The organism is Pseudoflavonifractor phocaeensis (genome assembly GCF_016901955.1).
GTDB lineage: Bacteria > Bacillota > Clostridia > Oscillospirales > Oscillospiraceae > Flavonifractor > Flavonifractor phocaeensis_A.
Genome location: NZ_JACJLC010000086.1, coordinates 1 through 11,360, shown reverse-complemented (window position 1 = coordinate 11,360; position 11,360 = coordinate 1). Strand labels below are relative to the sequence as shown.

The 11,360-nt window shown below is 65.1% G+C and carries 12 protein-coding genes; 11 read left to right on the top strand and 1 reads right to left on the bottom strand.

All coding sequences use genetic code 11. The features are described 5' to 3' along the window. From H6B51_RS14335 to H6B51_RS14305, 7 genes are all read left to right on the top strand, one after another. Positions 1-1,412, top strand: a 1,412-nt coding sequence (locus tag H6B51_RS14335; protein WP_204884327.1) for an ABC transporter substrate-binding protein, incomplete at its 5' end; no start/stop codon positions are given. 223 nt (positions 1,413-1,635) lie between these two features. Continuing rightward, entirely contained in the window at positions 1,636-3,102 is a 1,467-nt protein-coding gene (locus H6B51_RS14330) for a pyridoxal-phosphate dependent enzyme (protein ID WP_204884326.1), read from the top strand. 166 nt (positions 3,103-3,268) lie between these two features. Continuing rightward, the gene (locus tag H6B51_RS14325; RefSeq protein ID WP_204884325.1) at positions 3,269-4,522 is read left to right on the top strand and encodes a threonine synthase; all 1,254 of its coding nucleotides are present in this window, start codon (positions 3,269-3,271) and stop codon (positions 4,520-4,522) included. A 1-nt stretch (position 4,523) separates the two neighbouring features. Further along, on the top strand, positions 4,524-4,862 hold the full coding sequence (locus H6B51_RS14320) for a hypothetical protein (protein ID WP_204884324.1): 339 nt from the start codon (positions 4,524-4,526) through the stop codon (positions 4,860-4,862). 26 nt (positions 4,863-4,888) lie between these two features. Beyond that, positions 4,889-6,271 carry a dihydropyrimidinase gene (gene hydA, locus H6B51_RS14315; RefSeq protein WP_204884323.1) on the top strand — a complete coding sequence of 461 codons (1,383 nt, stop codon included), beginning with the start codon at positions 4,889-4,891 and terminating at the stop codon, positions 6,269-6,271. Positions 6,272-6,288: 17 nt separating this feature from the next. Then, positions 6,289-6,837 carry a nucleotidyltransferase family protein gene (locus H6B51_RS14310; RefSeq protein ID WP_204884328.1) on the top strand — a complete coding sequence of 183 codons (549 nt, stop codon included), beginning with the start codon at positions 6,289-6,291 and terminating at the stop codon, positions 6,835-6,837. 123 nt (positions 6,838-6,960) lie between these two features. Then, positions 6,961-7,341 (top strand): hypothetical protein, encoded by a 381-nt coding sequence (locus H6B51_RS14305; protein WP_204884322.1) that lies wholly within the window; start codon positions 6,961-6,963, stop codon positions 7,339-7,341. A 412-nt stretch (positions 7,342-7,753) separates the two neighbouring features. Here H6B51_RS14305 and H6B51_RS14300 read toward each other — a convergent pair whose 3' ends face one another. Next, on the bottom strand, positions 7,754-8,197 hold the full coding sequence (locus tag H6B51_RS14300) for a nucleoside deaminase (RefSeq protein WP_204884321.1): 444 nt from the start codon (positions 8,195-8,197) through the stop codon (positions 7,754-7,756). A 276-nt stretch (positions 8,198-8,473) separates the two neighbouring features. On the opposite strand from H6B51_RS14300, the gene H6B51_RS14295 reads away from it, so the two are divergent. From H6B51_RS14295 to H6B51_RS14280, 4 genes are read left to right on the top strand one after another with little or no spacing between them, the layout of a single operon-like run. After that, positions 8,474-9,037 carry a manganese efflux pump MntP gene (locus tag H6B51_RS14295; protein ID WP_204884320.1) on the top strand — a complete coding sequence of 188 codons (564 nt, stop codon included), beginning with the start codon at positions 8,474-8,476 and terminating at the stop codon, positions 9,035-9,037. A gap of 3 nt (positions 9,038-9,040) precedes the next feature. Continuing rightward, positions 9,041-9,757, top strand: a complete 717-nt coding sequence (yqeC, locus tag H6B51_RS14290) for a selenium cofactor biosynthesis protein YqeC (protein WP_204884319.1) — start codon at positions 9,041-9,043, stop codon at positions 9,755-9,757. Then, positions 9,745-10,548 (top strand): selenium-dependent molybdenum cofactor biosynthesis protein YqeB, encoded by an 804-nt coding sequence (gene yqeB / locus H6B51_RS14285; RefSeq protein WP_204884318.1) that lies wholly within the window; start codon positions 9,745-9,747, stop codon positions 10,546-10,548. The genes yqeC and yqeB overlap by 13 nt, the downstream gene beginning before the upstream one ends. Beyond that, on the top strand, positions 10,536-11,291 hold the full coding sequence (locus tag H6B51_RS14280; protein WP_204884317.1) for an XdhC family protein: 756 nt from the start codon (positions 10,536-10,538) through the stop codon (positions 11,289-11,291). Before yqeB ends, H6B51_RS14280 begins: the two co-directional genes overlap by 13 nt. The last annotated feature ends 69 nt before the right edge of the window (positions 11,292-11,360 follow it).

The following is an 11,360-nucleotide window of genomic DNA, read 5'->3' as shown; positions in this document are numbered from 1 at the left end:
CCGCTACCCCAACCCCCACCCCCACCCCGGTGGCGGCGGAGTTTGCCCTGGCCTGCTATCCTGACGCGGGCTACCATCCCATCACCGGCTCCAACCGCACCAACCTGCTGCTGGGGGGCCTGCTGCACGAGGGGCTGTTTGCCGTGGATCCCCAGTTTGACGCCGAAGAGGTCCTGTGCAGCAGCTACACCATGTCCTCTGACGGGCTGACCTGGACCTTTACCCTCCGCTCCGGGGTGACCTTTTCCGACGGTAGCCCTCTCACCACCGCCGAGGTGCTCTCCTCCCTGGAGCTGGCCCGTACCAGCACCCTCTACTCCGCCCGGTTTGCCGACGTGGCCGAGATTACCGCCGGGGAGGGGACGGTGACCATCACCCTCAGCCGGGCCAACGGAGTCCTGCCCTCTCTGCTGGACATCCCTATCGTGAAGGAGACCGAGGGGGGCGTCCCCCTGGGTACCGGCCCCTATGTCATCACCGGCAGCGGAGAGGACCTGTCCCTTACCGCCAATCCCCACTGGTGGCGGGGGGAGGAGCTGCCCCGGGACTCCATTCCCCTTCGGGGCATCCAGGAGACCGACGATCTGATCCACGCCTTTGACACCCGGGAGATCTCCCTGGTGGGCACCGACCTCACCGCCACCGGGGCCCTGGGTTTTTCCGGCACCTTCAACACGGTGGACTACCCCACCGCCAATATGGTGTACGTGGGCTTCAACACAACGTCCGGCCCCTGCGCCAGCGCAGCGGTGCGTAAGGCCCTGCTGAAGGCCTTCGACCGGGAAGCGGTGGCCACCGGCATTTACTCCCGCCACGCCGTGGCCGCCACCCTGCCCCTCCACCCGGAGAGCAGCTTCTACCCCTCCAGCCTGGGGGAGACGGTGTCCTACTCCCCCAGGGAGGTGGAGCAGGCCCTGGCCCAGGCGGGATGGTCCGATGGGACCACCCTGGAGTTGGTGGTGTCCAGCGAGAATCAGGACCGGGTGGCCGCCGCCCAGAGCCTGGCGGACGATCTCAACGACCTGGGCATACAAATCACCCTTACCAAGCTGGAGTGGACCGACTACCTCGCCGCCCTCCAGCGGCGGGATTTTGACCTCTACCTGGGGGAGGTGCGGCTCACCGCCGACTTTGATCTCACCGCCCTCATCACCCCCGGCGGGGCCCTCAACTACGGGGGATATAACAATCAGGAGGCGGTAGACGCCCTCAACAGCTACCGGGCCGCCACCGGCCAGGGCCGGGGCTGGTCCGCCAAGAACCTGTGCAGCGAGCTGCTGGAGGATCCGCCCTTTGCCGTCCTCTGCTTCAAAAACTGGTCCGCCCTCACCCAGTGGAGCGGTATCACCCACATGACCCCCACCCAGCAGAATTTGTTTTACCACTTCTGGGAGTGGGAGATCGCCGGCTAAGGGGCGGGCCGGCTTTGCCACTCCCCTCTTTCCCCAGATCCGCAGAAACGGGCCTGCCGCGAAGACGCGCGGCAGGCCCGTTTTCCACAAAACAGAACAAGAAGCCCCTTCTTCCCTACCAAACAATTTGTCTGATATGCCCAATCCCTGTTTGATTTTTCTTGCATTCTGCCCGGCTTGTGCTATCATGTTGGTAAGTAAGAATCCGCAAGGAGGCCTGACCATGATCGACCTGACCATTCATCCTGAAACCCTTGCCCGCAATATCGCCATTGCCCGGGAAAACAAGGTTGTTATCCCCACCTTTGCCCATATGCTCCATCCGGAGCAGGCGCCCCAACCCATTCTGGACCGGCTGAGTCAGGTGGGCCTGTGGGACGTGGACCCGGTGAACCTCTTCCGCATTACCTGGAAAAACCAGCCCGTTCCCAAGGGCGGGTTGTTTAACGCCGCGCCCAACTACATTGAGCTGCCCCCCGCCCTCACCGGGGTGCCTGCCCGTATCCTGTGCCTGGTGGGCAAGTGGTTCCCCACCGGCTGCCACAAGGTAGGGGCCTCCTTCGGCTGCCTGGCCCCCCGTCTTGTCACCGGTCAGTTTGACGCCGCCAGCCAAAAGGCGGTGTGGCCCTCCACCGGCAACTACTGCCGGGGCGGGGCCTTCAACTCCCGGCTGCTGGGGGTCCACGGGGTGGCCATCCTCCCTGCCGGCATGAGCCAGGAGCGGTTTGACTGGCTGGCCTCCATCGACGCCGAGGTGGTCAAGACTCCCGGCTGTGAGTCCAATGTGAAGGAGATCTTTGACAAGACCAACGAACTCAGCCGGGACCCCAGCTGCATGATCTTCAACCAGTTTGCCGAGATGGGCAATCATCTGTGGCACTATAAGGTCACCGGCGCCGCCGTGGCGGAGGCCTTCGAGGCCGCCAAGGGCCCCGGGGACCGGCTGGCGGGGGCCTGCTTTACCAGCGGCTCCGCCGGTACCATCGGCTGCGGGGACTACCTGAAAGAGGTCTACCCCACCATGAAGCTGGCGGTGGGCGAGGCCGTCCAGTGCCCCACCATCCTGAACAACGGCTTCGGCGACCACCGGGTGGAGGGCATCGGCGACAAGCACGTGCCCTGGATCCACAACGTAAAGAATACCGACATGGTCATCGACGTGGACGACAACGACGCCATGGCCCTGCTGCGGCTGTTCAACGAGCCCGCCGGCCAGGAGGTGCTCCGGGAGGCCGGCATGGAGGAGGACGCCATTGCCCGGCTGTCTCTGCTGGGGATCTCGGGCATCGCCAACGTGCTGTGCTGCATCAAAATGGCCAAGTATTACGAGCTGACGGAGCACGACGTGGTGTGCACCGTCCTCACCGACTCGGCGGACATGTACCGCTCCCGGCTGGCGGAACTTACCGACCAGCTGGGCCCCTATGACGCCAAGGCCGCCACGGTGGACTACACCCTCCACCTCATGGGCCTGAAAACAGACTGCATGGCGGAGCTCAACTACTACGACCGGAAGCGGGTCCACAACCTGAAGTATTACACCTGGGTGGAGCAGCAGGGCAAGACCAGCCAGGAGCTCAACGACCTGTGGTACGGCACCGAGTGGGCCGACGTCCACGCCCAGGCCGACGCTCTGGATGAGCTGATCTGTGCCTTCAATGAGGAATCCGGGGTTCTGAAGACCCTGTAAGGGTCATTCCTTGACCTTCCCTCCATAGGGGGAAGGCGGCGCGGCGTATGCCGCGCCGGATGAGGGGCCGCCCCGATCTTCAAAGCTGTCCCGGCGGTCACCGGCGGGCGGACACTCTCCGCCCCTAAGAACTCTCCACTCTGTTTTTGCCCAAGGGGGGCTGTGCATGAAGTATGTATTGGGCGCAAAATGCGTGAAATGCGGCAAGGAATACGCCGCGGTGCCTCATCTGACCACCTGCTCCTGCGGGGGCATTCTGGACATCGTATACGACTACGGGGCCATTCGCAGGGATTTCTCCCCCAAAACCCTGGCCGGAAACCGGGACTGGTCCATGTGGCGGTACCGGCCCTTCCTTCCGGTGGAGGAGGGCTCCCCCGCCCCACCCCTGCGGGTGGGCTGGTCCCCCCTGTACAAGGCTGACCGGCTGGCTCATGCCCTGGGCCTGCGTACCCTGTACATCAAGGACGATGGTCTCAACCCCACCGCCTCTCTGAAGGATCGCGCCTCCTCCCTGGCGGTAGTCAAAGCAATGGAGGCGGGAGCCTCCACCATCGCCTGCTCCTCCACCGGCAACGCCGCCTCCTCCCTGGCGGGCAATGCCGCCGCCGCCGGACTGGAGAGCTACATCTTTGTCCCCAGCCGGGCTCCCAAGGGCAAGGTGGCCCAACTGCAAATCTTTGGTGCCCACGTCATCAGCGTGGACGGCAGCTATGAGGACACCTTTGAGCTGTCCAAAGCGTCCATTTTCCGGTGGGGCTGGTACAACCGCAACGCCGCCATCAACCCCTACCTGTCCGAGGGGAAAAAGACAGTGACCCTGGAGATCCTGGAACAGCTGGGCTGGCAGGTGCCCGACTATATCGCCCTGTCGGTAGGGGACGGCTGTACCATCGCCGGGGCCTGGAAGGGACTGAAGGATCTGTACGCCGCCGGGTTTATCGACCGGCTGCCCAGGCTGATCTCGGTACAGGCGGAGGGCTGCTGCCCCCTGAACCGGGCCCTCCAGACCGGCAAGCCCTGGACTCCCATGGAGGAGAACACCCTGGCTGACTCCATTGCCGTGGGAGTGCCCCGGAACCCGGACAAGGCCCTGCGGGCGTTGGAGGAATCGGGCGGAATGGCCATTAACGTGTCCGACCGGGAGATTCTGGACGCCATGACCCTGCTGGGCCGCACCCAGGGGGTGTTTGGCGAGCCCGCCGGCGTCACCGGCACCGCCGGGGTAAAGCGGGCCCTGGAGCAGGGCCGCATTCCCGCCGACGCCACGGTGGTGAGCATCGTCACCGGCAACGGCCTGAAGGACGTACAGAGCGGCATCAAAGCCGCCGGGGAGCCCATGGTGGTACGCCCGGACATGGAGGCTCTGCTGGCCGCCTTCGCCGCCCACGGTATCGACCCAAAGGAAAGGATGATCTGATATGAATTCTGTCCCCGCCAAGATCGGCGTGTGGTTCTATATGATCTTTACCCTGGCCAGTCTGGCCTGCTCTACCTTCTTCTACTTCACCGCCACCGGTATGGGCAACATCGCCATCGTCTGCCTGCCCCTTTGGATGGCCTACACTGTGTTCTCAGTCTTTAAGAGCCTGGCCGACCTGATTGGCCGGCAGCAGCGGGTGACCAATTTCACCCGGATGCTGGACCGGTGGCAGGACGCCTTTCAGAGCCGGGGCAAGGCCCTGCTGCTGCTCTTTTTCATGACCGTGGCGGTAGGCGGCATCAAGCTGGCTATCCCCGTGATCCTGGTACAATTCTGATCTTTGTTCCAAAAGGAGGAGCCAATATGTGTATTCTCATTCAAAACGGCACCTTGATCTGCCCGGAAGGGCCGGTTCAGGCCGACCTGCGGGTGGAAAACGGCAAGATCGCCCAGATCGGCCCCAACCTGCCGGCGGACCACTGCCAGGTCATCGACGCCAACGGCAAGCTGGTGTTCCCCGGCTTTATCGATACCCACACCCACTTTGAGATGAACAAGGGCACCATCCGGGAGACCGCCGACAACTGGGAGAGCGGCACCAGGGCCGCCCTGGCCGGGGGCACCACCTGCGTGCTGGACTTTGCCGAGCCGGTGCGGGGTGCCTCCCTCCAGTCCGCTCTGGAGGAGTGGCACGCCCGGGCAGAGGGCCACGCCTCCTGCCACTACGGCTTCCACATGACCATCAAGGACTGGGACAGCCGCATCATCGCCGAGCTGCCCGAGATGACCGCCCAGGGAGTCACCTCCTACAAGGTCTACCTGGCCTACGCCAACATCCGGGTGCCCGACGGGGTGGCCTATGAGGCCATCAAGGCAGTGGCCAGGGAGGGCGGCGTCGTGGGCTGCCACTGTGAGAACGGCGACCTGATTGACGCCGCCATCGCCGAGCTGAAGGCCGCCGGCAAGCTCACTCCCGCCAGCCATCCCCTGTCCCATACCGCCGTCATGGAGGCCGAGGCGGTGGACCGCTGGCTGGCTCTGGCCGAGCAGGCCGGGGTGCCGGTAAACGTGGTTCATCTGTCCACCCAGCGGGGGCTGGAGGCCGCCCGGCGGGCCAGAGCCCGGGGCCAGAAGGTCTACCTGGAGTCCTGCCCCCAGTATTTCACCCTCACCGAGGACAGGTACAACCTCCCCGGCTTTGAAGGCGCCAAGTATGTGTGCGCCCCTCCCCTGCGGCCCCAGTCCGATGTGGACGCCCTGTGGGAGGCCCTGGAGAAGGGAGAGATCGACACCATCGGCACCGACCACTGCTCCTTTAACTTCCACCCCACCAAGGAGCTGGGCAAGGAGGACTTTTCCGCCATCCCCGGAGGCATCCCGGGCACCGAGCACCGGCCCGCCCTCATGTATACCTACGGCGTGAAAACCGGCCGCCTTACCCCCCACCAGCTCATGCTGGCCCTGGCGGAGCATCCCGCCAAGCTCTTCGGCATGTTCCCCCAAAAGGGCGCCCTCCAGGTGGGCAGCGACGCCGATATCGTAATTTTCGACCCGGATTATACCTGGCGTATTGACGCCGCCACCCAGTACCAGCGGGTGGACTACACTCCCTACCAGGACATGGAAATGGCCGGCCGGGCGGACACCGTGCTGCTGGACGGCACCGTGGCGGTCCGGGACGGCAGGGTGGTCCAGGAGAACCTGGGCCAGTACGTCCACCGGGGCCCCTCCCAGTTCTGGCGTTGAGGGTCGGCGGAGTGCTGATGGCCTCCGGCCAGGGCAGGCGGTTCGGCTCCAACAAGCTGCTGGCGGCGGTGGAGGGGGTCCCCCTCTACCGCCGGGCCATGACGGCCCTGGCAGGGGCCGGGCTGGACCGGCTGGCGGTGTGCTCCCCCTATCCGGAGGTGTTGGAGGCCGGGGCCGCCCTTGGCTTTCTCTCCCTCCCCAATCCAGGTGCGGAGGAGGGCATTTCCGCCTCCATCCGCCTGGGGCTTTCCGCCATGGGCGGCATGGAGGGAGTGCTTTTCTCGGTGTGCGACCAGCCGTTTCTCACAACAGACAGTATTATCAGGCTTTTGCATTCCTTTGAGCAATCAAAAAACGCCATCTGCGCGCTTTCCTGGCAGGGACAGCGGGGCAATCCGGTGATCTTTCCCGCCGACCTGTTTATGGAGCTGGCCGCCCTCACCGGGGACACCGGCGGCGGGGCAGTGATCCGCCGCCATCCGGAGCGGCTGGCTTTGGTGGAGGCGGGCTCCCCTCGGGAGCTTGCCGACCTGGACCGGCGGGAGGACTGGCTCTTCCATTCTTAAACAAATCTTAAGCATTCCTTCTTGATGCTAAATAACTTCCATGCTATAATGTCGCACAAGGGATTCCCGGCACAGGATTTCCCGTAAAACAGTCTGCGCAATCAAGAAGGAAGGATGAGAGACATGAAGCACACTATGAAGAAGAACGTCCTGGCTCTTCTGCTGGCTCTGGCCATGGTGGTCAGCCTGGCCGCCTGCGGCGGCGGCAGCCCGGAGGGCACCTACCACCTGACCAAGATCAGCGCCGAGGGGCTGGACATGGACATCCAGCAGCTGGCCCAGATGGCCGGGATGGACGTGGACATCACCCTGGAGCTGAAGAGCGACAAGACCTTCGTGCTGGAGGCCGGCGCCGCTGGCCTGGGCGAGAGCGCCGAGGGCACCTGGAGCAACGACAACGGCCTGACCCTCACCGCCGAGGGGGCCTCCATCTCCGCCAAGCTGGAGGGGAGCACCATCATCCTGGAGCAGGACGGCGCCTCCATGACCTTCGAAAAGGGCTAACCCATCTATATCAAAAGCCTGCCGCCTGGGCGGCAGGCTTTTTTTGCCCGGACACGGCAAAGGCCGGACGCCTGCTCCTGGCGTCCGGCTTTTGTCGAAGGAAAGAGGATACAATGAAATGAAAAGAAACTGTCTCTTGCAAGACATATAGTACAAAAGAGTTGTGAACAAACCAAACGGAAGGTGTTACAAATCCATTAAATCTTGCGGCATTTACGTAAAGATCCTGTCATCTTTCACCGCCGGGCATAAAAGAGGGCGGACGGCGTTGCGCTCCGCCGTCCGCCCCAATGATTGGAGGATAGAATGAAAAGAAGCTTTGTCCCTTGCAGAGATGATAATACCAGGGGTTTGTTACAAAAGCTAGGGCACTTTGTTACAAATCCGTTAAATGTCTACTGTTTTCCTGGGACTATCGCAGGCCCCGGAAAAAGGCCTGGAGCAGGGCGGCGCACTGATCCTCCAGGATGCCGCCGTAGATCCGGGGATGGTGGTTGAACCGCTCCTCAAACAGGTTGAGCACCGAGCCGCAGCAGCCCGCCTTGTCGTCCTTGGCCCCATAATACAGGGCGGGGATACGGGCGTTGACGATAGCCCCGGCGCACATAGGACAGGGCTCCAGAGTGACGTACAGGGCGCAGTCCTTCAACCGCCAGCCTCCCAGCGTCTCACAGGCCTGGGCAATGGCCTCGATCTCGGCGTGGCCCAGGGCGGTACGGGCGGTCTCCCTCCGGTTGCGGCCCCGGCCCACCACCGCCCCGTCCTTCACGATGACACAGCCCACCGGCACCTCTCCCTCCGCCATGGCCTCCCGGGCCAGCTCCAGGGCCAGGGCCATATAGTCCTCATGCTCCATGTCCGTCCTCCTTTGCTGCCTGCAAACACCGCCGTCCCGCCCCTGACCTTCCCCCCTCAGGGGGGAAGGTGGCCCGAAGGGCCGGATGAGGGGGCGGCGGGCGATGGATCATCGCCCCTATGGGCAAATCCACCCGCCCTGCCGGGTATTGTCCAACCCTCCGTAGGGGCGGCCTGTGGCCGCCCGCCCCAACCGCCAAAATCTCACGATTAGTTATAGCATAATTCCCCAGCCTATGCTATACTATTTTAAGCGAACCTTACTTTTTTGCAGGTGATGAGCTTGGTCGAAATCTTCCTGATCGCCGTCAGTCTGGCTCTGGACGCCTTCGCGGTGTCGGTGTCCAGCGGCATCTCCATCCCCGGCTTCGGCGTCCGCCACGCCCTGAAGCTGGGCTGCTGGTTCGGCGGGTTCCAGTTCGCCATGCCCCTGATGGGCTGGCTGCTGGGCAGCAGCGTCAGCAAATACATCCAGGCGGTGGACCACTGGGTGGCCTTCGGCCTACTGGCCCTCATCGGGGGCCGGATGGTGTGGGGCTCCCTCCGGGGAGACGGAGCTGAGGAGGCCCCCGAGGACCTGTCCGCCCGCCGGCTCTGCCTGCTGGCCATCGCCACCAGCATTGACGCCCTGGCGGTAGGGGTGTCCATGGCCTTTATGCCGGTGAACGTGCTGCTGTCCGCCGCCGTCATCGGCGTGGTGGCCTTTGCCCTGTCGGTGGTGGGGGGCCTGGCGGGCAAGCGGCTGGGAGCCCTGTTCCAGAAGCGGGCCGAGCTGGCCGGGGGCCTGGTGCTCATCGGCATCGGCCTGAAAATTCTGGCGGAACACACCTTGGGAGGATAAGAGATGGAGCTTTGGAGCGCCCTGGACCTGGACCCCCGCCGTCACCAGGCGGTGGCTCTGGTGGGAGGCGGCGGCAAGTCCTCCACCATGTACGCCCTGGCCCATGAAGGGGCGGCGGCAGGCCTGACGGTGGTGGTCACCACCACCACCCACATACTGCCTCATCCCCGGCTCCCCCTCACCGGCGACCCGGGGGAGCTGCCCACCCTGCTGGCCACCCATCCGGTGGTCACTCTGGGCCGGTACGACCACCGGGGCAAGCTCACCGGGGCGGGTACCCTGGAGGAAGCCCTGGCCGCCGCCGATGTGGTGCTGATGGAGGCCGACGGGGCCAGGCTGCTCCCCTTAAAGGCCCCGGCGGACCATGAGCCGGTGATCCCTCCCGCCACCCAGGCGGTGGTGGCGGTGGCCGGGCTGGACTGTGTGGGACAGACCATTCAGGCTGTCTGCCACCGGCCGGAGCGGGTGGCCGCCCTGCTGGGCGTGACCCTCTCCCACATCCTCACCCCCGCCGACGTGGCGGCCATCCTGGCCAGTCCCCTGGGGGGCCGGAAGGACGTGGGACAGGCCATGGCCTTCCGCTGCCTGCTGAACAAGGCGGACGACCGGGCACGGCAGGGCTATGGGGAAGAGATCCAGGCCCTGCTGGCGGGGCGGGGCATCCACAGCGTCATCACCCATTATACCGAAGAGGAGCGAGGCGGACAATGCTGGTTTTGATCAAAGGGGCGGGAGACCTGGCCACCGGCACGGCGGTGCGGCTGCACCGGGCGGGCTTTGGGGTGGTTATGACGGACATTGCCCAGCCCACCGCCGTCCGGCGGACAGTGGCCTTTTCCCAGTGCATGTATGACGGGACGGCCACCGTGGAGGACGTCACCGCCCGGCGGGCGGCGGACAAGACCCAGGCCCAGGCCATTCTGGCCGCGGGGGAGATCCCGGTGCTGGCCGACCCGGAGGCCCGAATTTTAAAAGAGCTGCCCTTTACGGTGGTAGTAGACGGCATTATCGCCAAAAAAAACCTGGGTACCACCATCACCGACGCCCCCATCGTGCTGGCCCTGGGTCCCGGCTTTACCGCCGGGGTGGACTGCCACGGCGTCATTGAGACCAAGCGGGGCCACCAGCTGGGGCGGCTGATCCTGGCGGGCTCCGCCATCCCCAACACCGGCGTGCCCGGAGACGTGGGGGGCTTCACCAGAGAGCGCATCATCCGGGCCCCCGCCGACGGGCCCTTTGAGCCGGTGGCATCCATCGGCCAGCAGGTCAAGCTGGGGGACGTGGTGGCCCGGGTGAACGGGGTGCCGGTGGCCGCCCAGCTTACCGGCATCGTCCGGGGCATGCTGCCGGCGGGCATCCCGGTGCACACCGGCATGAAGGCGGGGGATATCGACCCCCGGTGCGAGGTGGAGCACTGCTTCACCGTGTCCGACAAGGCCCGGGCCATCGGCGGCGGGGTGCTGGAGGGCATTTTGTACTTTGGAAGGAGACTGGGGCTGTGGAACGACTGATCCTGTGCGGCGGGGGCCACGTATCCCTGGAGCTGGCCCATGTGGCCGCCCGGCTGGAGTTTGAGGTCACCGTCATCGACGACCGGCCGGAGTTCGCCAACGGAGCCCGGTTCCCCATGGCCCACCAGGTGCTGTGCATGCCCTTTGCCCAGGCCCTGGACCAGCTGGGCAGCCGGGACACCGACTATTTCGCCATCCTCACCCGGGGCCACGCCTTTGACAAGCAGTGCCTGGCCCAGGTGCTCCGGGGCCGGTACGCCTACGTGGGCATGATCGGCAGCAAGATCAAGGTGGCCACCGTCCGGCAGGCCCTGCTGGAGGAGGGTTTTTCCCGGGAAATGCTGGACGGGGTGTGCGCTCCCATTGGCCTGTCCATCGGAGGCCAGACCCCGGCGGAGATCGCCGTGTCCATCGCCGCTCAGCTGGTGCAGGTGCGGGCGGGCAAGGGTCCCGGGGCGGTAAAGCCGCCGGAGGGGCCGGGGGTGCTGTGCACCATCGTGGAGAAGCACGGCTCCGCCCCCCGGGGGGTGGGCACCTGGATGCTGGTGGCCCCCGACGGCAGCTGCGCGGGCACCATCGGCGGCGGCCAGGTGGAGTACGAGGCCAAGCTCCACGCCCAGGCCCTGTGGACCGCCGGCGGACCGGGAGATACGGTGGAGTACGACCTGTCCCACGCCGCCGCCGAGCTGGGCATGGTGTGCGGCGGCCGGGTAAAGGTCCGCTTTGACCCCAGAAGAAGCTGAATCTATGACAGCCGCCGGGCCATGGCCCGGCGGCTGTCATAGATTCAGCTTCTTCTGGGGTCAAAGCGG

What these genes read in the sequence shown, in the direction of transcription:
- hydA (WP_204884323.1), top strand. Translation starts at nt 4,889, where the DNA reads ATGTGTATTCTCATTCAAAACGGCACCTTGATCTGCCCGGAAGGGCCG.
- H6B51_RS14310 (WP_204884328.1), top strand. Translation starts at nt 6,289, where the DNA reads ATGGCCTCCGGCCAGGGCAGGCGGTTCGGCTCCAACAAGCTGCTGGCG.
- H6B51_RS14305 (WP_204884322.1), top strand. Translation starts at nt 6,961, where the DNA reads ATGAAGCACACTATGAAGAAGAACGTCCTGGCTCTTCTGCTGGCTCTG.
- H6B51_RS14300 (WP_204884321.1), bottom strand. Translation starts at nt 8,197, where the DNA reads ATGGAGCATGAGGACTATATGGCCCTGGCCCTGGAGCTGGCCCGGGAG.
- H6B51_RS14330 (WP_204884326.1), top strand. Translation starts at nt 1,636, where the DNA reads ATGATCGACCTGACCATTCATCCTGAAACCCTTGCCCGCAATATCGCC.
- yqeB (WP_204884318.1), top strand. Translation starts at nt 9,745, where the DNA reads ATGCTGGTTTTGATCAAAGGGGCGGGAGACCTGGCCACCGGCACGGCG.
- yqeC (WP_204884319.1), top strand. Translation starts at nt 9,041, where the DNA reads ATGGAGCTTTGGAGCGCCCTGGACCTGGACCCCCGCCGTCACCAGGCG.
- H6B51_RS14320 (WP_204884324.1), top strand. Translation starts at nt 4,524, where the DNA reads ATGAATTCTGTCCCCGCCAAGATCGGCGTGTGGTTCTATATGATCTTT.
- H6B51_RS14295 (WP_204884320.1), top strand. Translation starts at nt 8,474, where the DNA reads ATGAGCTTGGTCGAAATCTTCCTGATCGCCGTCAGTCTGGCTCTGGAC.
- H6B51_RS14325 (WP_204884325.1), top strand. Translation starts at nt 3,269, where the DNA reads ATGAAGTATGTATTGGGCGCAAAATGCGTGAAATGCGGCAAGGAATAC.